Here is a 21,059-nt window from a genome sequence, read left to right on the forward strand (position 1 = left end):
TAATGAAAAAGAAATTAATACTCTTGATGGTCTGCCTGTTGCTAGTGGGCACCTCGGCAAGACCTGCGGAAAAAGTTGCGGCACTCCCGATATTGGAAATTGTAAAAGCAGTAACTAAGAAGGTAATCAAAGCAATCGATCTTAGAATCCAGAAACTGCAGAATAAAACGATCTGGCTTCAGAATGCACAGAAGCAGGTGGAGAATGTACTTTCCAAATTGAAGCTCGATGAGATCTCGGACTGGACCCAGAAACAAAAAGATCTTTACAAAGGCTACTATGAAGAGCTGGCAAAAGTCAAGTCAATTATCACCTACTACCAGAGGATAAAAGAGATTACCAAAAAGCAGACACAGCTTGTTCAGGAATATGAAAGAGCCTGGAATCTTTTCAAGCAGGATACTCATTTTAAAGACAGCGAAATCCAGTATATGGAGCGCGTTTATACAGGAATACTAGAGGAAAGTGTGAAGAATATCGACCAGATTTTTTTGATTCTGGATTCTTTTGCCACCCAGATGAGCGATCTCAAACGTCTGGAAATCATCAACAAGGCTGCTGATCAGATTGATGGGAACTACGACGACCTTACAATGTTTAACCAGCAGAACATACTGCTGAGTCTTCAGAGGGCCAAAACAGAAGCAGATGTAAACCAAGTGAAACAATTTTACGGAATTCCATAATTCAATAAAAAAAACATGAAAAAGATAGCTGTACTACTAGTAGCGCTCTGTGTTTTTAATCAAAGTATGAGCGGGCAGGCAAAGCAGAGGAAGGAACTAATCCTTCAAATAGCGGCACTTCAGGTTTATATTGACTATGCAAAGAAAGGATATTCGGCAGTATCAAAGGGACTCAATTTTATTGGGGATGCGAGAAAAGGTGAAGTCAACCTGCATGGTGACTATTTTACTTCACTTTTAAAAATCAATCCAAAGGTTCGGAATTATTATAAAACTGTTGAGATCATTTCCATGCAGTTTAAAATAATGAAACTCTGTAGAAAGACTTTGTCAGATCTTAAAACTGCTGATTTGTTTCATGGTAATGAACTGGACTATATAGAGAGGTCTTTTGGGAAACTTCTTCAGAACTGCAGCCAGACTCTTGACCAGCTGCTTGTTATTACCACCGATGCAGAACTAGAGCTAAAAGATGACCAGAGGCTTGAGCGCATTGATCTTCTGCACAAAACTATGCTGGAGGATTATAATTTCTGTCTTTCTTTCAGCAGGGATGCCAGACTGCTGTCGGTTTCAAAATCTGCCGATAAAAAGGATTCTAAGAATGTTGATGAATTATATGGATTATAAATTAAGCTACTATGAAAAAGATTTTGATTTTGACAATATTGATCACTTTGTTAATGATTCCAGTTAAATCAATGGGGCAGTCAGCAGAAATTCAGCAGCTGATTTTGAATATCGAAAAGCTATCCCAGTTCAAGAAAATTCTCAGTGATATGAAAAAGGGGTATGAGCTGCTTTCAGGTGGATACAAAACGGTGAAAGATATGACTGAAGGAAACTTCAGCCTTCATAAAACTTTTCTAGATGCACTTATGCAGGTAAGTCCAGCGGTGAGGAATTACAAAAAGGTAGGAGAGATAGTGGAATATCAGATTTCAATAGTAAAGGAAAGCCGCAACGGAATGAACCGATTTATAAAAAGCGGAAATTTCAGCGGACAGGAAATAAATTACTTTGAGAAAGTTTATGGAAATCTGCTTAATCAGAGCCTTCGAAATCTCGATGAACTTACTATGGTCATAACAGCTGATAAGCTTAGGATGTCGGACGATGAAAGACTTAAGGCAGTTGACGATATCTATGAGCAGATGCAGGATAAACTGCTTTTTCTCAGAAACTTTAATGCCTCATCGAACGTGCTGGCTATTCAGAGATCAAAAGAGAAAAATGATGTTTATGTCTCAAAGAGTTTTCAGGAATTTAAAGAGTAGAGTATGAAATGTTTATTAAACAAAAAAGCAGTTTGTGTGATGCTTATCATATTACTGCTTCCTTACAGAATAACAGCGCAGGGACTAGATGATGAGATGGACAGTCTTCATGGGGTTTTAGACCAGCTTTATGATGAAATGATGCCATTGTGTTCTAATCTTATAGCAGTAGGGCAGGGAATAGCAGGCTTTGGAACTATATGGTACATCGCCTCACGCGTGTGGAGGCATATAGCAAGCGCCGAGCCGATTGATTTTTATCCGCTCTTCCGTCCTTTTGTTATTGGATTCTGCATTATGATTTTTCCTTCGGTGCTGGCTCTTATCAATGGGGTTATGAAACCAACTGTTACAGCTACTGCTGCTATGGTAACAGGCTCTAACAATGCAGTTGCTGTTCTGCTTAAAGAGAAAGAAAAAGCAATTAAAGAAACCGATCCATGGAAGATGTATGTCGGGACTACAGGTACGGGTGATCGTGACAGATGGTATAAGTATACGCATGACGGTGCTGATCCATCGGATGAGAGCATGCTCGCAGGCATAGGCAATGATGTCAAATTTGCGATGGAAAAAGCTTCTTACAGTTTTCGAAATTCGGTCAAGGAATGGCTGAGCGAGGTGCTGAGGGTTTTGTTTGAAGCTGCCGCCTTATGCATTGACACCCTTCGGACATTTCAGCTGGTGGTGCTTTCCATTTTAGGTCCGCTGGTATTTGGAATCGCAGTATTTGACGGTTTCCAGCACACGCTCACTGTCTGGCTTGCCCGATATATCAATATTTACCTCTGGCTTCCTGTTGCCAATATATTCGGAAGCATAATCGGAAAGATTCAGGAGCTCATGCTCAAGCTGGACCTCTCGCAGGTGCAGGCTACAGGTGACACTTTTTTCAGCAGGACCGATATGTCATATTTAATTTTCATGATAATAGGCATCATAGGCTATTTTACGGTGCCTTCTGTTGCCAATTATATAGTTCATGCAGGCGGAGGAGGAGCCCTGGGTCATAAGGTGACAAGCATGTTTGGAAATTCAGCCAGTTCTGTTATGAGAACCTCTTCAAATGCGGTTGGAATGGCTGCTGATGCGATGGGAGATGCGGATCGGAGAATGACAAGCAGCATGGCTGCGACAGCAGGAAGCAGTCCTTATTTTACTGATAAGGGAAACTATATGAATGACAGGCTAAAAGGAAATTCTAAACAGACTTAATAACAGGAGCATATGTTTACCAAAATGAAAAACATTGATACGGCATTTAGATATGTGAGAGGTTTCACGATGCTTGTAATTGCAGGCTGCATCATAATAAGCTGCTATGCTGTCTATAAAGGTTTCCAGACAGTGAGCCATATGCAGGATAAAGTATATATTCTGGCAAACGGCAAAGCCGTGGAAGCTTACGCTTCGGAAAGAAAAGATAATATTGCTGTTGAAGCAAGGGACCATGTAAAAACCTTTCACAAGTTTTTCTTTACCCTTGATCCTGATGATAAGGTGATTAAAACCAATATTACAAAAGCGCTATATCTGGCAGACGACAGTGCAAAACGGATTTATGATGACCTGAAGGAAAACAATTTTTATTCGGGTATTATATCAGGAAATATCAGTCAGACCATCCAGATTGACAGTGTGAGCATTGATATCCGTGAATATCCCTACCGTTTTAGATGTTATGCCGGACAGAACATTATCCGTACTACCAGTATTTTAAAAAGAAGCCTGCTTACAGAAGGTGCGCTTCGCAATGTATCAAGAAGCGATAATAATCCGCATGGTTTTCTTATCGAGCGGTTTAATACGATTGAAAACAAAGATATTTCAGCAGAAACCAGAAAATAGAGATTTATGAAATCCTTTTTTACAAGACAGACTGAGCCTTTTGTGTATCACAAGTATTATCTGCTATTGCAGAAAAGATGGGCAGAAAAAATGAAGAGCGTCACAGATGGGCTCTCTAAAACAAAACTGATCTGGGGACTTCTGTTCTTTACGGTTTTAACATCGGGTTATTTAATTTATAACCTGTATAGGACATTTTATAAACAAGCTGAGGTTTCAACAGCTTCAAAAATTAAGACAATCAATTTAAAAAACTAAAATTATGCAAGAGAAAACATTATCTCCAAAGGAATCTAAAAAGAGAAAGATGCTTTTAATGCTGCCTCTTATAACATTTCCCTTTTTGACATTCTTATTTTATTCATTAGGCGGCGGAAGAATGGAATCCAAGATGGCAGGGAACGATGAAAGGAAAGGATTCAATTTTAATCTGCCACTGCCTAAATTTAAAGAAGATTCAGCACTGGATAAGATGAGCTATTACGATCAGGCGGCAGTTGATTCGATAAAACTGCGAGAGCAGATAAAAAAAGATCCTAACTATATTGATAATAAAGTCTCGGAAGATAAGGCAGATTCTTTTTCCACAAGTGATTTTGAATCCCGCATGCTTCCAAAAAACAGATCAGCTTTTAATTCTCAGTCATTTCAGGACCGCAATGAACAGAAAGTTTATGAGAAGCTCAGGGCTCTTGAAAACATAATCAGCCAGCCTGCTGTCCCTGCTTACGGTCAGGACATGAGGGAATTTGAAAATTACGGCACTTCTAGTGGAGAATCGGAAGAGATTAAAAAACTTGAAGGGCTAATGTCGACAATGAGCACGCCTCAGGAACCTGATCCGGAACTTCAGCAATTAGGCGGTATGCTGGAAAATATTTTGGATATACAGCATCCGCAGCGCGTGCAGGAAAGGCTTAAACAAACATCTGAGAGCAAAAAAGGCAAAATATATTCAGTGCAGAAAAAAGAAGCAGAGAATAACATAAGTTCACTTCATCGGAATGTCGATTTGCAGACCTCTTTGAAAACAAATGAATTTTATTCTCTGGACGAAGCACAGCCTGCTGAGGAAATACAAAATTCTATTGAAGCAGTTGTTCATCAGACGCAGACTATTGTCAATGGCTCGATGGTTAAATTAAGACTTACGAATGATATTTTTCTCCAAGGAACAATGATACCCAGAAATACTTTTCTGTATGGTATTGCGGCTTTAAAAGGGGAGAGGCTGGAGGTAAAAATCACAAACATCCAGTACAATAATTCGATATTTCCCGTCGAGCTGGCAGTCTATGACATGGACGGGATTGACGGCATCTATATTCCCGGAGCGATTAACAGGGATGTGGCTAAGGCATCAGCTGACAGATCCATTCAGACACTCGGTCTTACCGGGATTTCGGATTCTTGGGGTGCACAGGCCGCAGGTATGGGCATCGAGGCAGCCAAAAGTCTGATGAGCAAAAAGGTAAAACTCATAAAAGTGGTTGTAAAGGCAGGGTATCAGGTGCTGCTGTATGATGAAAAACAAAAGAATTTAAAACCTTAAAAGAGAGAAAATATGAAAAGAGCGAATTATTTGTTTTTAATCAGCGTGCTGCTGGTTTGTGTGTCAGTTAATCCGCAGTCAAACGCAAGGGAAACTGTCTTTTACCAAGACCAGTATAAAAATCTACAAGTAGGTTTTTCTAAAACCACAAGTATTATTTTTCCTTATACAATCAAGAGCATAGATAAAGGAAGTGTAGAAGTGCTAGTACAGAAAGCAAAAGGAGTTGAGAATATACTACTTGTAAAAGCGGCTAAAGAGCATTTTTTACAGACCAATCTGACAGTTGTAACTTCTGACGGGAAATTGTACGTTTTTGTACTGAATTATGACGATTCCTGCCCTGACTTAAATTTTAAGGCTGAAAATGCAGTGGCTGCAAGCAGGGATGTGCTGTTTTCTTTAGAAAACGAAAATCAGAAAAGAATTGAACAGTGTGCTTTGGCTGCATATTCCAAAAAGAAAAAAATCAGTGGTCTAAAAAAATCAAAGTATCAGATCAGACTAGAGGTGAACGGCATTTTTATCCAGCAGAATGTTTTGTATCTGCGTGTTGTTTTTGAAAACAAATCAAAGATTAACTACGATATTGATCAGTTTCGTTTTTTTATCAGGGATAAGAGAAAATCAAAACGAACTGCCTCACAGGAAATTGAATTGGAGCCTTTGTATGCAACTTCATCGTCTTCTGTAATTCCTTATAAATCTGAAATAATAAAAGTTTATGCGCTGGAGAAATTTACTATACCTGAGAATAAGTATCTGACGCTTCAGATGATTGAAAAAAATGGCGGAAGACATTTGGAAGTGGATATTAATAATAATCTGACTGATAAGGTACTTCCGATTATAGAATTCAGTATTGACACTTTTTAAGTTTTAAAATAATTCTATGATAATCAATCTTGCTGATACTGAAATGATGCTGTCGTTTGCCGAGGAAATGGCATATAACGGCCATCGGTTTGCTGCCTTTAATACAGAAGAGGTAACTGATACCTACACAATTGAGTTTTTTAGAAATCATTTGGATGCGAAGGAGTACTGTCTGGTTATGACCAATGATGCGAATTATTTTCAGAGCCTGCCGATTGAATCAGTTATTGACGACTTGCGAGCAGTTTTGAATAGCGGGGCAGATACTTCCGAAAATGAAGCAATAGAACTTACTGGATTTGCCAAAAGGGAAATAGATAGGAGTGAAATTTTAGAAAATAATTTAAATGAAAACGCAATGAATGAGAAAAATTTAGAATACCTGAAAGACCAGTTAAAATATACTGGATTTGGAGAAACGTTCGATGCTGAACTGCGAGAGAACATAATGAAGGGAGATAAGGATTTTAAAATTATGCACACCGGCATTATGAACAATGGTCTGCCAAATAAGGATACCTTAACTGTAGAATTAAATTTCAAAAGGTCTGAGCAGACAGATATGTACTTTTTTAATTCCTATCATGTCAATCTTCAGAAAGAAGAAAACAAACCTGGTCTGGAACAGACCTTCTACATCAACAAAGACAGCGCCAGCATTACAATGAAAGAGGCTTATAATTTGATGGAAGGCAGATCTGTCAATAAAGATCTTAAAAACAAAGAAGGGGAGAGCTATAATTGCTGGCTGAAAATCGACTTTAAACAATCTGACAATGGTAATTTTAAGCTGAACCAATACCATCAGAATTATGGGTATGATTTGGAAGCAAGTCTGGCAAAACATTCAATCAAGGAACTGAATACTCCGAAGTATAAAGAAGACCTTTTGAATTCGCTAAAGAAAGGAAACCTTCAGTCGGCGACTTTTGTTGTCGGCGGTACTGAAAGTAAAATGTTTGTGGAGGCAAATCCCCAGTTCAAGACTGTTAATGTTTACGATGAAAATTTACAAAGAATTAATCATCGAGAGAGCAAGGAAGAAAAAAAGGCTGAATCTCAAAAAGAATCAGTATCTAAAGATCAAAAACAAAATCCAGATTCAGATGAAGGTGATGCTGGGAGGAAAGATAATAAATTAAAGAAAAGAAGATCGCCTTCACTTTAAAATTATGGAAACTTTAAAGCCTCTATCGGATTTTTTCACCGCAATAGAGAATGATTACCGGATTAGTCCAATGCATATTGCCATTTATGCAGCTCTATTACAATTTAGATCCGTTAAGGGCTTTATTAACCCAATTTTTGTATTCAGCGCGGAGATTATTGTTATTGCTAAAGTTTCTTCAGCAAATACGTATCATAAATGTGTCCAGGAACTTCATCAGTACGGATATATAAAGTATAGACCATCTTTTAAAAAAAATCGTGGAAGTGAAGTATATTTTTTGTTTTCAGCTGATGCGGACATCTAAAGATTCTGCAATTAATAATTTTATGAAATTGTGCTATGAATGAAATTGTAACCAAGGAAGATCTGAGACAGTTTGGTCTTCTTCTAGTAGATAAAATACAGGCTTTATTTAAGGATAAGGATTCAGGATGGACAGAAACTTTGGAACCTGAATGGCTTAAAAGCAAGGCAGTGAGAAAACTGCTTGATATTTCAGCAGGTTCAGTTCAGAATCTTAGAACAAGCCAAAAAGTCCGTTTCAAAAAAGTTCTTGGCTCGTACTACTACAATAAAGAAGATCTGCTAAAACTTTTCAAAGATGAGTCACATTAATAATGTAACGGAATACCCAGTTATAGATTGCTTATCTATTTATATGGATGATCCGCAGCTCAACGTTTGGCATTTGGCTATTTTAACAGCAATTCTAACTTTGGGATATAGGCAGGGAGAGAGGCAGAGGATAAAAGTAAGCCGCAGTAAGATTATGACATTATCACATATAAACACATTGCCCACTTATCATAAATATTTCAAACAGCTTCAGGATTTGGGTTATATTAAGTATATGCCTTCTTATCATCCGGGTTATAGAAGTGAAGTTGAATTATATCAAGAGAGGTTATCTCATAATTGAGATAACCTCTTTCTTTTTGTATCAAATTATTTTGGAGATTGTAATCTAAGAGGTTGGTATCTTATATTTCTCTTTAATTAATTCTAATTCATTCTCAAGTCTGATCAGTGCCGTCAAATCTTCCTGTGACATTTCAATTTTTTCAAGGTTCAGTTTTTTATTCAGCAGTGTCATTTCGCGTCCTATGGTAGCTTGTTCTGTGATAGCGTAAGATTCAGTCTGTTTGACTGATGAATGTCCGAGCATTTCCTTTACTACATTAATGGGAACGTTATTGTTCAATGTTACAGTACTTCCAAATGTTCTGCGTGCCATATGTGTGTTAAGGGTGAAAGGAAAACCGCATAATGCCGCAATTTCCTTTAGGTATTCATTCATTTTCTGATTAGAAGAAACCGGTAGTACAGTTCCGCGTTTATTGCAAACCGGATGATCTTTGTATTTTTCAAGAATTTCGATCGCCTTTGGAAGAAGCGGGATTCTTGCTGTAGAATTTGTCTTCTGCCTCTCAGATAGAATCCACTGATTTCCGTCAACGCCATCTTTTATGTCAGCTTTCCGGAGCTGAAATGCATCAATATAAGCAAGTCCTGTGTAGCACTGGAAAACAAAAATATCGCGCACGGTATTAAGCCGGTCAGTCGAAAATTCGCGTCTTTCCAGTTCAGCCAATTCTTTTGCAGATATAGGCTTCTTTACAATTTTAGTTTTCTTTCCTTTAAAATTCTTAAATGGATCTTTAATAATAATTTCTTTATCGATGGCTCGTATTACAATTTTCTTGAAGTTGGAAATGTATTTAAGCGTTGTATTATTTGCGCATTTTCTTACGGTGCGAAGATAGAACTCAAGGTCTTTTATGAATTCAAAATTTAAATCAGCAAATTCAAAATCATTCGTATTGTATTTGAATTTTATGAAAGCCGTTACATGATTTTTAGTGATATTGAATCTCTCCAGAGTAGCTTCAGTATATCCATTGCCAATCAGGGCTTTCATTTCATCATTGTGTTTTTGAAATTCTTCGAGCACCCTTGCTCTGGGCGTTATTCTTCCCATGACATGATCCATAATCTTTTGGGAAGTTATGGGTTTTCCGGTGTACATAATTTGGGATTTGATTTCATGGATTTTCGCAGTGAGTGAATCCAGAAAAAAGTTTAGCGATTTTGCATCTTCTTTTGTGCCTGTTGCTCTCTCGGTTTTCTGGTTCCAGCGCTCGCTGTCCCATTTCCGTCTTGTGGATGCTTCTTTCGGGATTCCGTCAACGGTTATCCTGAAATAAACAATTCTAATGTTACTCTCATTGCGGGATGCTTTCAAAAAGAATATCAACCCAAAGCTGTTCTCTAGCATAATTCAACTTATTAGATTAGTAAATGTAGAATTATAACCTCATTTAAACAAGATGTAAACGTGCTTAACCCCTTTGGTATCGAGGCTTAAGGTGAAATTTTGTGGCACATTTTCGAAATTTCCGAGTGTGCCACGAATGTGCCACAAAGTTTTTGTTCGATTTTATAAATATTGAAAAGTGGTATAAAAGAAAAAACCCTGCAAATCATTTGATTTGCAGGGTTTACCGCTCTTTTTGGCCTTTTTTATAAACTTTGAAAAGTCTCTTTTTTAAGCCTCCGCGGAGAAAGAGGGATTCGAACCCCCGGACCTGTTACAGTCAACAGTTTTCAAGACTGCCGCATTCGACCGCTCTGCCATTTCTCCAGTATGTTGCTCTCATTGCCTGATTGCGGGTGCAAATATAAGACGGTTTTTTGGTTCTCAAAACTTTTTTCGAACTTTTTTTTAAAGTTTTTTAAGATAATTTTCAAGTGTCTAATTATCAGTATTTCCGGAAATGAGTTTTTTTGAGAAATTAATCCAAATCGTCTAAAATTGGCGTTGGTTTTTTATTTTCATCAACAGCAACAAACGAAAAAGTTCCTGAAACTACTGTTTCGCGAAGTTCCGAATACATCTGTTCCATAAAAATATCAACGTGAATTTTACAGCTGGTTCTTCCAACGCTGTCAACTTTTGCAACTAATTCGATTAAAGTTCCGGCCGGAATCGCTTTTTTAAAATCAATTTGACCTGTTGAAATTGTAACTACTTTTTTGCGACTGAAACGTGTTGCACAAATAAATGCAACTTCGTCCATTAAATGAAGAGCAGTTCCTCCAAATAAAGTGTCATAATGGTTGGTTGTGCTTGGGAAAACAGCTTTAAAGATTCGTGTTTCCGATTTTAAAATTCTTTCTTCTACTGTTCCCATATTAATAATTAACGTATTCTGTAATTTCAAGTCCGTAGCCAATCATACCCACACGTTTTGTTTGTTCTGTATTTGAAACTAATCTGATTTTAGAAATATCTATATCGTGTAGGATCTGCGCTCCGATTCCGTAATCTTTACTGTCGATAATTACTTTAGGAGCTTTTAAAGTTCCTTGCGATTGAAGCGTTTTAAGCTCTGAAATTCGATTTAGAAGATTAACTGCCGTCATGTCCTGATTGATGAAAATAACAGCGCCTTTTCCGTTTTCGTTAATTACTTTGAACATGTCGTCTAATTGCTGTTCTGCATTATTGGTCAAAGTTCCCAGTAAGTCATTGTTAACCTGAGAAGAGTGAATTCTTGTTAAGATTGGTTCTCCAAGATTCCAGGTTCCTTTGGTTAAGGCAATATGAATTTGTTTGTTAGTTGTCTGCTCGTAAGCTCTTAACCTGAAAGTTCCAAAACGAGTCTCGATATCAAAGTCTTCTTTTTTGACAATTAAGCTGTCGTGCTGCATTCTGTAGGCAACCAAATCTTCAATAGAAACTAATTTTAAATCAAATTTTTTAGCCACTTTTACTAATTCCGGTAAACGAGACATTGTTCCGTCTTCGTTCAGAATTTCGCAGATAACACCTGCAGGTTTAAATCCTGCAAGACGTGCAAAGTCAATAGCGGCTTCAGTGTGTCCTGTTCTTCTTAAAACACCACCTTGTTTGGCAATTAGAGGGAAAATATGTCCGGGACGAGCTAAATCGTGTGGTTTTGTATTAGGGTCAATCAATGACTGAACAGTTTTTGATCGGTCTGCAGCAGAAATCCCGGTTGTAACACCATTCCCTTTTAAATCAACGGAAACGGTAAAAGCAGTTTCCATATGATCTGTATTGTTGGTAACCATGGCACGAAGATCCAATTCTTTGCAACGGCTTTCGGTTAATGGTGTGCAGATCAAGCCACGTCCGTGTGTAGCCATAAAGTTGATCATTTCCGGTGTTGTTTTTTCAGCTGCTGCTAAAAAATCACCTTCATTTTCGCGATCTTCATCATCGACTACAATGATTACTTTACCTTGACGAATATCTTCTATAGCTTCCTCAATGGTGTTCAGTTGTATTTTTGTTGTTGACATAATTATTTTTGCTTTTGAGCTGGTAGAAACCGCTCGGAAATTTTCTGAAATAGTTGTGAGATCGGAGTCGTAATCGCGTCAAAATTGATTAGTCCGTTGTCGTTTGTTGCACGATAAGTTAAAAGAATAGCTAACGGTAATAAAATAAACGAAGACATCCATGAGCCCATAAACGGAGTCATACCGCCTTCCTGTGATAATCTTTTTCCGAAAGTATTGATAAAGTGAAAAGTAATAAAAATCAATACCGCAAATACGATTGGAAGTCCAAGTCCGCCTTTTCGAATAATAGCACCAAGAGGAGCTCCAATAAAGAACATTAAAAAACAGGCAAATGCAATAACGAATTTTTCGTATAATGCGCTTAAATGTTTGTTAATCTCACGTTGTTTATCTTTTAAATCTCTTTGAGTGGTCTCAATCGAATAAATGTTGCTTGTGACATTGCTTCCTGCCATTTTAAGAATATCTACCTGGTCTTTGTTGGAGTACATAGACATAAGATTGCTTGGCAGTTCTTTTTTCTTTGGTGTTGTGGCAGAAGAAAATTTTCGAATTCCAACACGTTGGTTGATGTTTTCAGAAAAAGAAACAATTTCATTATCCAGATTTTTGTTTAATGAATCTAAAGTATAACGTAATTCATTAACATTCAGCATTGCGTTGGTACCGGCGATGCTTTCTTTGCTGTCGTCTACCTTGTTTAATTCAGATAAATCAATATTGATAATCTGTTTTTTAAATTTTCCTTTTATGAATGGCAGTTTTGCGCGGTCTTCATATTTTTTAGGAGTTACATCCTGATAGTAATAACCATCATTTAAAACAAGTTTTAGGATACTCGATTTTTCACTACTAACCAATTCTCCGGTTTTGGATTTAATAACCGTTTTGTTTTCGCCCATATTATTAGGCTTTTCATGAATAGTTACTTCGGTAAGTTTGTTTCCGTTTTCTCCGGATTTTTTTACAACTTTAATATTGTAAAAGCCAACATCATTAAATTGACCTTCTACAATGGCCATTGCCGGTTTGGCTTGTGCGATGTTTTTTCTGAAGTTTACGAATTTATACTCCGCATACGGAATAACATTATTTGCAAACCAAAAGGCAACAATGCTTAAAACGAAAATAAAAATAATAAGCACTCGCATGGCTCTCTGAAGTGAGATTCCTGAGGATTTCATTGCAGCAAACTCGTAATTTTCGGCTAAATTTCCGAAAGTCATAATAGATGCAAGTAAGACCGATAGTGGTAAAACCAAAGGTATAATACGAGGCATAGAAAAAAGCAGGAATTTCACGACTAGTATTAAGTCGAGATCTTTACCTGCCAGTTCTGATATAAATAGCCATACTGTCTGAAGTATGAATATGAAAAATAGGATTACAAATACGGTAGTAAATGTAAGCAGGAATGTTTTTAATAAGTATCTGTCTAGAATTTTCAACCTGTTGATTAATCTAATTTATTGATGTAGTATTTCGGGTATTTACTCGCTACAAAGGTAAATTGATTTTTTGATAATGGCTGATTGGTTTTAAAAGAATTAACGGTTAAAGTTGTTTTTGTTCCGTTTTTTCCGGTTTCGATCAAATTATAAATGTGTTTAGTCTGAACGTCAACGCCTAAAAGAATTTCTTTTCTTTGATCTTTTCCGCTAGTTGGAACTAATTTGATGTATTGAATTTTTCTTCCTTTTACATTTTGTACAATATCCATATTGTATTTGTAGCCGGAATTAAAGAATGTCAATAGTTTAGAAGGAGTAATAGCATTATCATCTTTGTCATTTACCTTAGAAACGGTAACCTCTTCGTCTTCAGGAACTATTGTGTAGGTTTTTTGACCATCAAAAATTTTAGTAACGCCCATGAAATTCAAAACATACTGATTGCCTTTCATAGTAACATTTCCTTTGCTATCCTGATTAATGTTTTCTTTAGTGTTATTTAAAGAGTATTTAAAGTCGATAACAATATTGTCGTAGCTTTTTATTTTAGAAGTTACTTCGTTCAATAAATCTTTAGCTTTTTTATCCTGAGCCTGAACAGAAGTGAAGCTCAAAAGCAAAATCACTGCTAATTGAAAACACTTTTTAGTCATGTTTGTGATAGAATTGTTGTTGATTTCTTGAATTTTTACTTTCATGATTGGATTAATTTTGTTCATTATTAAAAAATTGATCAAGAGCATTTAAATCTAAGATGTTGACACTTCGTGCTTTACTGCCTTCAAAAGGACCAACAATTCCTGCTGCTTCCAGCTGATCGATTAAACGACCGGCTCTGTTATATCCTAATTTTAATTTTCGCTGCAATAAAGAAGCAGAACCTTGTTGGGCATTGACAATAATCTCTGCCGCTTCTCTAAATAAACTGTCTCTTTCGGAAATATCTATATCAAGATTAATGCCAGTTTCTTCGCCAATAAACTCTGGAAGTAAATAAGCTGTAGCATAAGCTTTTTGTCCGCCAATAAAATCTGTGATTTTTTCAACTTCAGGAGTATCGATAAAGGCGCACTGTACACGCACTACATCATTTCCATTGGTATATAATAAATCTCCGCGTCCAATTAACTGGTCGGCTCCTTGTGTGTCCAAAATGGTTCTTGAATCGATTTTAGAAGTTACTCTAAAGGCAATTCTGGCAGGGAAATTGGCTTTGATTAAACCGGTAATAACGTTTACAGATGGTCTTTGCGTTGCAATAATTAGGTGAATTCCGATTGCACGGGCTAATTGTGCCAAACGGGCAATAGGAATTTCAACTTCTTTTCCGGCTGTCATAATCAAATCGGCGAACTCGTCGACTACCAAAACGATATAAGGTAAAAATCGGTGGCCGGCTTCCGGATTCAGTTTTCTGGATTTGAATTTTTCGTTGTATTCTTTAATATTACGAACCATCGCATCTTTTAATAAAGAATAGCGATTGTCCATTTCTACACAAAGTGAGTTTAAAGTGTTTACGACTTTTGCATTATCAGTAATAATAGCATCTTCGGTATCTGGAAGTTTTGCTAAATAATGTCTTTCAATTTTATTGAAAAGCGTAAGTTCTACTTTTTTTGGATCTACCAAAACGAATTTTACTTCTGCAGGATGTTTTTTGTATAATAATGAAGTTAATACTGCATTCAATCCAACAGACTTACCTTGTCCTGTTGCTCCAGCCATCAATAAGTGAGGCATTTTAGCAAGATCGACAACAAAAGTTTCGTTTGAAATTGTTTTTCCTAATGCAATTGGCAATTCCATTTCAGCTTCCTGGAACTTCGCGGCTCCGATAACGCTCTTCATAGAAACCATAGTTGGGTTTTTGTTCGGAACCTCAATACCGATAGTACCTTTTCCTGGAATTGGCGCAATAATACGAATTCCTAATGCTGATAATGACAACGCAATATCATCTTCTAAACTCTTAATTTTTGAAATTCTGATTCCGGCTTCCGGAACAATTTCATACAAAGTAACCGATGGTCCAACAGTTGCTTTGATTTGTGCAATTTCAATTTTGTAGTTACGAAGCGTATCTACAATTTTGTTTTTATTTTCTTCTAATTCTTCCTGGTTGATTGTAATTCCTCCAGTCGAATACTCTTTTAATAAATCGATGGTTGGGAATTTATAATTGGATAAATCCAAAGTCGGATCAAATAATCCAAAATCGGCAACTAAGCGAGAAGCCAGATTTTCTTCAATAATATCTTCTTCTTCTGCTTTTTCAATTACAAAAGCTTCATCTGGAGAAACTAATGGTAGTTCTTGCTTTGGGGTAATTGGCTTTAAAATCGGATTTAATTCAATTTCTGAAGAATGAGAAATAGTTGGTTTTAATGCTTCTTTGTTAAGTTCAAATTGTGTGTCAACTGTTTTGATGTGAATGTCGTCAATTTCAGGATCACTTTCAATATCTTCCTTAATGGCAAATTCTTCCAGATTATAAGCGCTTTCGGGCTGATTTACCGCTGGTTTTAAAGTATCTAATTCTGATTTGAATTCTTTTTTTGTAGAATCAAAATAAGATTGAATTTTTTCCGGTGATAATTTGATTTTGAAAATCAGATATACAATTAATCCAAAAATCAGCGTAAGCAAAGTACCTGTTTTTCCGATATAATCTTGCAGAAATAAATTTAATTCGTAACCTATAGTACCACCTAATTCCGGTGCTGAGGTTGCAAAAAAACCAAATAAAACAGAAACGATAATAATAGCAAAGATATCCCAGAACCAGGTATTTTTTAATTTCTGAGTAGAAAGCTCTAAAGCTAAAAACATTCCGGTAAGGAAAAATAAACGCACAAAAATGAAAGAGGCAAGTCCGAAACCTCTGTAGATAATCAAATCGGCCAAGTAGGCTCCGAATTTTCCAAGCCAGTTCTCAGCCACTTCGGCACGATCACCAAGCTGGTTGATGACACTTTGGTCATTCTGCCATTGTCCGTTTACGTAAAAAGAAATAAATGCAACTAATAATGCAATGGAGAAAAGAACCAAAAGACATCCCAAAACAAATTTCTGAGGTTTGGTCATCTTCCAGGATCTTTTATTTCCTTCTTGTTTGTCGTTTTTTTTATTTACAGTTTCTTTTTTACTTTTTGCCATTCTTGCGTTTTCCTTTGCCTAAATAAATTTTGGGATATAAATAATCAAGCCTATTGCTATTGCAGTCATTGCAGCAAAAAATACTGCCCCTGCAGCAATATCTTTAATAAAACCGATTCGTTTGCTGTAATCAGGATGGATAAAATCGGCAATTTTTTCAACTGCCGTATTTAATCCTTCAATGCTTAAAACCAAACCGATGGCAAATGTCTGGCATAGCCATTCGGTTTGTGAAATGTGAAAATAGAACCCGGCAATGGTCATGATAATTCCCAATGAGAATTGTACCATAATACTGTGTTCTGTTTTAATCAATTTTACAGCTCCTTTAAAAGCATAAGTCATGCTTTTTAAACGACCTGTAACAAAAGTATTGTCTTTCTGAAACTCCATTTAAAGGAAAATATTATAATGCAGCTAAAGCAGCTTCGTAATTTGGTTCGTTTGCAATTTCAGCAACTTGTTCTGTGTGAACAACTTTTCCGTTAGCATCAACAACAATGATTGCTCTTGAATGTAAGCCTTTTAATGGCCCGTCAACGATTTCTAATCCGTTTGCTTTTCCAAAAGCACCTTCCTGAAAATCGGATAAGTTTACTACATTTTCTAAACCTTCAGCACCACAGAAACGTTTTTGAGCGAATGGTAAATCTCTTGAAATACATAAAACAACAGTATTTTCTAATCCGCTTGCACTTGCGTTGAAAGTTCTAACAGATGTTGCACAAGTTCCTGTGTCAACACTTGGGAAGATATTTAAAACTAATTTTTTACCAGCAAAAGTGCTTAAAGAAGCAACTGATAAATCATTTTGAACTAATTTGAAGTCAGCTAATTGTGATCCAACCGCTGGTAATTCGCCTGATGTATGAACCGGATTTCCTCCTAATGTGATAGATGCCATGATTTTTGTTTAAAATTAATGAGGTTCAAAAGTAAGGATTAATATTTGAATCTAAAAGTATTTGTTATGGGTTTAAGGAGAGATTAAGGATGGTTTTTGGGTGGCCACGAATTCACGAATTTATCTAATAATTTTGGATTTTAGATTCGGTTTGTCATCCTGAGGAACGAAGGATCACACTAGAAATTCCGCAAAGTAACTTGCCAATCTTTGTCTGTTCCCGAGTGTGATCCTTCGTTCAGGATGACAAGATTGTGTAGAAAAGGAAAATGTCTTTTGAAAACGAGACCCGCGAGAGGGATAGGAGCAAGCTACCGAAGTAGCGCGGATAGCCCGACAGTATTTGGGAAAGTGGGCGAATAAAGACAAAGTATGTTTGCCCGCTTTTTCAAATACTGTCTCGCCCTTATTAATTTTAGATTTTAGAGGGGAGATTTTAGATTTATTAATAAGTATGTCATTTCGACGAAGGAGAAATCGCACTAGTGAATCGACAAAGATTGACTATTCTGATTGTGGAGTTTCTTGTGTGATCTCTCCTTCGTCGAGATGACAAGATTGTGTTGAAACTGAATACTAAAAAACGGCCCACTGTAAACTAAAAAAAAGCGTCCCTAAAATTAGAAACGCTTTCTCAGCCTTGTTTTTTGTTTTTATTCTTGGGAAGTAGGTCGACTTATTTATCGATTGAGCCTAATACACGTTTCATGAATGTGTTTAGAGCTTCTTTTTTGTCGGTTCCCTGAGCAACTAATTTTTGCACTTCAAGGGCGCCGTACATGTTGGAGATCAATTCACCGATAACATCTAATTCTTCGTCTTTAAGTGAAGGAATTTCGGTCATCGCTTCCAGAACTTCAATCGTTTCGATAATATAATCCTGATCGTTTTCTTCGATGAATTGCGTTAAATGCTTAATTACTGGTAATTTCATGTTGTGGAATTTTAAAATGATGAATTAAGCAATTGCGTTTACAAGATCGATTAAAACTTCTTGTTTATTAGTTTGCGTTTCACCAACTAATTGTCCGTTTACGAAAGTTGCGAATGTTGGCAAGTTGCTCACATTAGCTAATTTTCTTGATTCAGGAGAATTTTCTGCATCAACCAAAACAAAAGTGATAGCTTCATTTTCTGTTGCTAATTTTTTGAATTTTGGTTTCATAATACGGCAATTTCCACACCATGAAGCTGAATATTGTACTACTACTTTTTCGTTTTTAGCAACTAAATCTGCTAACGTATCTTCGTTTAAGTCGATTAACATAATTTCTGTATTTAAATTCCAAGTTTATAAATTCCAAATTCCAAATCTTACGATTGAACTTAGAAATTAATTGCAGGAATGTTATTGATTTTTTTGAGAGAGAAAAATTCCAAATCCCAATTGGAATTTGGAATTTTAAAAATTTGGAAATTTTATTTCTTAGTTTGCGCTTAAGTATTCAGCAGTACTAACTCTGTCAGCAGACATAGCTTCTTTACCAGCTTCCCAGTTTGCTGGACAAACTTCACCTTTAGTCTGGATGTGAGTGTAAGCGTCGACCATTCTTAAGTATTCGTTTACGTTACGTCCTAATGGCATATCGTTTACGCTTTCGTGGAAGATTTTTCCAGTTTCGTCAATTAGATAAGTAGCTCTGTAAGTTACGTTTGAACCCTCGATGATAACTGAATCTGTATCTTCGCTGTAGCTTGTAGATTCGATATCAAGAATACCTAAAATGTTAGCTAAGTTACGGTTTGTATCAGCTAAGATTGGGTAAGTAACACCTTCGATTCCACCATTGTTTTTTGGAGTATTTAACCAAGCAAAGTGAACTTCGTTTGTATCACAAGAAGCACCAATTACGATAGTATTTCTTTTTTCAAATTCTGGTAATGCAGCTTGAAAGGCGTGTAATTCTGTTGGACATACAAAAGTAAAATCTTTTGGGTACCAAAATAAAAGTACTTTTTTATTATTGTTTACTGCTTCTTCAAAAATGTTGATTTTTAAATTGTCACCCATTTCTGAGATAGCATCTACTGCAATACTTGGGAATTTTTTTCCTACTAAAGACATAATTTTCGTTTTACGTTAAATATTTATTTCTGGTGCAAAAGTAGGGTACAAGTGCAGGTTTTTACAATAAGATGTGATTATTAATATTTATAAGTTGATCGATTTTGATTATTTAGTGTTTTAACTTATTGAATTTCAATGTTTACCGGTAAAACACCATTTAAACTATTTTTTTCTAAAAATTGAATTCCTGCTGTTTTTTGAAATTCTTCAAAATCCTGATAGGCTTCAATCAGTCCAAAAGCCTTTTTAAGATTCGGAATTAGTGGTAATGAATACGGATTTCCGAAAACGTAAAGAATGCATTTTTTGGTCTGAAGCAAATCAGAAAGTAAGTTTAAAACTTCGTCATCAATTTCGAAATTATTCAAAGGTTTTGCTTTTGGAACAAATAATGAAATCAAAATGGTTTCGAAATTTTCTAATTCATTTTTAATGGATGAAATATCCGAGACTTCTAAATTTTCAAAAGCAAATTCTGCAGAAGGCAATTTTGTGTTTATGGTTTTGAAAAATGTATTTTCAGTATTTTTATATATACTTAGTTTTGCTAATTTGTTGTTTTTCTGAGCTTCAAAAGCTAATTCTGCACTCGAATTATCGATAATGGTTGTAATCGCATTTTGAGCAATTTCCAGATTTAATTTTGATGTTTTTTCGAAATCTAATTCGCCCGCAGTAGATGTGTTTCCAGAAAGAATTCCAGCTTTTTCTTTCGCTTTCATAATTCGGTTAAAACTTTCGAAAATACGGTCTGGAGAAGCATTTTTATAGATGGCTTCAATTCCTTCCTGAACATTTTCGGCAAAACACAAAACATCGTTTCCTGCATTAAAGGCTTCCCATTCTAATTGGCCTTTAGTTTCGTATAATTTAGAAACGCTGTGCATGTTTAGTGCGTCGGAAATTACCAAACCATCATAACCTAATTTATCTCGCAAAAGATCCTGAATAACCGCTTTTGATAATGTTGCTGAAGTATCTTTTCCGTCATTTAAACTTGGAACAGCCAAATGTCCAATCATAATTGAATCAACATTATTTTCGATTCCTTTAATAAATGGATATAATTCGTTTGCCATCAATTCTTTTAAAGTCTCCTTTAAAACTGGTAATCCCAAATGCGAATCGACATTCGTATTTCCGTGTCCGGGAAAATGTTTCAAACAGCCTAAAACGCCAACTTCCGACATTCCGTTTAAATATTCAACAGCAAAATCGGCTACTTTTTCTTTATTTTCACCAAAAGAGCGGTAACCAATAACTGGATTATTTGGATTGTTGTTAATGTCTGCCAAAGGTGATAAATTATATTGAATTCCAACTGCTTTTAAATCCAAACCAATTTGTTTTCCAACTTCGTAAACTAACTTTGATTTGTTTTCCGGCAAAGCGCCAAGCGTAATCGCATACGGATATTGTGGTGTTTTTTCGATTCGCATTGCTAAACCCCATTCCGCATCAATACTGATTAAAAGTGGAGTAGAAGCGGCTTTTTGATAACGAGCAATTAATGCTTTAATTTTTTCGTAACTATCATCGTTGAAAACGACTTTTTTCTTGCTTTCATAATTGGTTGCAGCGCTCGCACGACTATGAAAAAAGGTTAATCCACCAATATTATGTTGTTTGATTAAACGTTCCGTTTCCTGAATGTTTTCTTCTGTGTCGTTAATAAATACGGCTGGGAAAAAGAATTGTCCGATTCTTTGTTTTAATGCTTCTGCTGTGATTTTCATTA

The 21,059-nt window shown here is 36.1% G+C and carries 23 protein-coding genes and 1 tRNA gene; 11 read left to right on the plus strand and 13 right to left on the minus strand.

What is annotated here, in order from left to right:
- The first annotated feature begins 2 nt into the window (after positions 1-2).
- The 11 genes from HYN56_RS11560 (at position 3) to HYN56_RS11615 (ending at position 8,329) form a co-directional block, all read left to right on the plus strand.
- Positions 3-686 (plus strand): conjugal transfer protein TraI, encoded by a 684-nt coding sequence (locus tag HYN56_RS11560; protein ID WP_109192311.1) that lies wholly within the window; start codon positions 3-5, stop codon positions 684-686.
- A gap of 15 nt (positions 687-701) precedes the next feature.
- Positions 702-1,316: a hypothetical protein gene (locus HYN56_RS11565; protein WP_109192312.1), complete on the plus strand. Its 615-nt coding sequence runs from the start codon at positions 702-704 to the stop codon at positions 1,314-1,316.
- Positions 1,317-1,327: 11 nt separating this feature from the next.
- Entirely contained in the window at positions 1,328-1,963 is a 636-nt protein-coding gene (locus HYN56_RS11570; protein WP_109192313.1) for a hypothetical protein, read from the plus strand.
- A gap of 3 nt (positions 1,964-1,966) precedes the next feature.
- Positions 1,967-3,178, plus strand: a complete 1,212-nt coding sequence (traJ, locus tag HYN56_RS11575) for a conjugative transposon protein TraJ (RefSeq protein WP_109192314.1) — start codon at positions 1,967-1,969, stop codon at positions 3,176-3,178.
- A gap of 12 nt (positions 3,179-3,190) precedes the next feature.
- Positions 3,191-3,811, plus strand: coding sequence for a conjugative transposon protein TraK (gene traK / locus HYN56_RS11580; protein ID WP_109192315.1), 621 nt, complete (start codon positions 3,191-3,193; stop codon positions 3,809-3,811).
- Positions 3,812-4,073: 262 nt separating this feature from the next.
- A complete protein-coding gene (gene traM, locus HYN56_RS11590; RefSeq protein WP_109192316.1) occupies positions 4,074-5,363 on the plus strand; it encodes a conjugative transposon protein TraM in 1,290 nt (429 codons plus the stop codon).
- A gap of 12 nt (positions 5,364-5,375) precedes the next feature.
- Complete coding sequence (gene traN, locus HYN56_RS11595; RefSeq protein ID WP_109192317.1) at positions 5,376-6,239, plus strand: conjugative transposon protein TraN; 864 nt, start codon at positions 5,376-5,378, stop codon at positions 6,237-6,239.
- Between the two features lie 16 nt (positions 6,240-6,255).
- Positions 6,256-7,407, plus strand: a complete 1,152-nt coding sequence (locus HYN56_RS11600) for a hypothetical protein (RefSeq protein ID WP_109192318.1) — start codon at positions 6,256-6,258, stop codon at positions 7,405-7,407.
- A gap of 4 nt (positions 7,408-7,411) precedes the next feature.
- On the plus strand, positions 7,412-7,714 hold the full coding sequence (locus HYN56_RS11605) for a hypothetical protein (RefSeq protein WP_109192319.1): 303 nt from the start codon (positions 7,412-7,414) through the stop codon (positions 7,712-7,714).
- Positions 7,715-7,749: 35 nt separating this feature from the next.
- A complete protein-coding gene (locus HYN56_RS11610) occupies positions 7,750-8,025 on the plus strand; it encodes a helix-turn-helix domain-containing protein (protein ID WP_109192320.1) in 276 nt (91 codons plus the stop codon).
- Positions 8,012-8,329: a hypothetical protein gene (locus tag HYN56_RS11615; RefSeq protein ID WP_240622692.1), complete on the plus strand. Its 318-nt coding sequence runs from the start codon at positions 8,012-8,014 to the stop codon at positions 8,327-8,329. Before HYN56_RS11610 ends, HYN56_RS11615 begins: the two co-directional genes overlap by 14 nt.
- A 45-nt stretch (positions 8,330-8,374) precedes the next feature.
- On the opposite strand, the gene HYN56_RS11620 is transcribed toward HYN56_RS11615, so the two are convergent.
- The 13 genes from HYN56_RS11620 to HYN56_RS11680 form a co-directional block, all read right to left on the minus strand.
- Positions 8,375-9,685, minus strand: a complete 1,311-nt coding sequence (locus HYN56_RS11620) for a site-specific integrase (protein WP_109192321.1) — start codon at positions 9,683-9,685, stop codon at positions 8,375-8,377.
- Between the two features lie 281 nt (positions 9,686-9,966).
- A tRNA-Ser gene (locus HYN56_RS11625) sits at positions 9,967-10,051 on the minus strand.
- A 151-nt stretch (positions 10,052-10,202) separates the two neighbouring features.
- Positions 10,203-10,601: an acyl-CoA thioesterase gene (locus HYN56_RS11630; protein ID WP_109192322.1), complete on the minus strand. Its 399-nt coding sequence runs from the start codon at positions 10,599-10,601 to the stop codon at positions 10,203-10,205.
- 1 nt (position 10,602) lies between these two features.
- The gene (ribB, locus tag HYN56_RS11635) at positions 10,603-11,736 is read right to left on the minus strand and encodes a 3,4-dihydroxy-2-butanone-4-phosphate synthase (protein ID WP_167398306.1); all 1,134 of its coding nucleotides are present in this window, start codon (positions 11,734-11,736) and stop codon (positions 10,603-10,605) included.
- Between the two features lie 2 nt (positions 11,737-11,738).
- Positions 11,739-13,187: an LptF/LptG family permease gene (locus HYN56_RS11640; protein ID WP_109192324.1), complete on the minus strand. Its 1,449-nt coding sequence runs from the start codon at positions 13,185-13,187 to the stop codon at positions 11,739-11,741.
- Positions 13,188-13,195: 8 nt separating this feature from the next.
- Positions 13,196-13,888 (minus strand): LolA family protein, encoded by a 693-nt coding sequence (locus HYN56_RS11645; RefSeq protein WP_240622693.1) that lies wholly within the window; start codon positions 13,886-13,888, stop codon positions 13,196-13,198.
- Positions 13,889-13,895: 7 nt separating this feature from the next.
- Entirely contained in the window at positions 13,896-16,349 is a 2,454-nt protein-coding gene (locus HYN56_RS11650) for a DNA translocase FtsK (RefSeq protein ID WP_109192326.1), read from the minus strand.
- Between the two features lie 18 nt (positions 16,350-16,367).
- Positions 16,368-16,742, minus strand: a complete 375-nt coding sequence (locus HYN56_RS11655; protein ID WP_109192327.1) for a diacylglycerol kinase — start codon at positions 16,740-16,742, stop codon at positions 16,368-16,370.
- A gap of 13 nt (positions 16,743-16,755) precedes the next feature.
- Positions 16,756-17,253 (minus strand): thiol peroxidase, encoded by a 498-nt coding sequence (gene tpx, locus HYN56_RS11660; protein WP_109192328.1) that lies wholly within the window; start codon positions 17,251-17,253, stop codon positions 16,756-16,758.
- 676 nt (positions 17,254-17,929) lie between these two features.
- The gene (locus HYN56_RS11665) at positions 17,930-18,187 is read right to left on the minus strand and encodes a DUF6952 family protein (protein ID WP_008462029.1); all 258 of its coding nucleotides are present in this window, start codon (positions 18,185-18,187) and stop codon (positions 17,930-17,932) included.
- 24 nt (positions 18,188-18,211) lie between these two features.
- A complete protein-coding gene (locus HYN56_RS11670; RefSeq protein WP_007805605.1) occupies positions 18,212-18,520 on the minus strand; it encodes a thioredoxin family protein in 309 nt (102 codons plus the stop codon).
- A 159-nt stretch (positions 18,521-18,679) separates the two neighbouring features.
- On the minus strand, positions 18,680-19,318 hold the full coding sequence (locus HYN56_RS11675; protein ID WP_053471125.1) for a peroxiredoxin: 639 nt from the start codon (positions 19,316-19,318) through the stop codon (positions 18,680-18,682).
- A 125-nt stretch (positions 19,319-19,443) separates the two neighbouring features.
- The gene (locus HYN56_RS11680; RefSeq protein WP_109192329.1) at positions 19,444-21,057 is read right to left on the minus strand and encodes a glycoside hydrolase family 3 protein; all 1,614 of its coding nucleotides are present in this window, start codon (positions 21,055-21,057) and stop codon (positions 19,444-19,446) included.
- Between the last annotated feature and the right edge of the window lie 2 nt (positions 21,058-21,059).

The organism is Flavobacterium crocinum (assembly GCF_003122385.1).
GTDB classification, from domain to species: domain Bacteria; phylum Bacteroidota; class Bacteroidia; order Flavobacteriales; family Flavobacteriaceae; genus Flavobacterium; species Flavobacterium crocinum.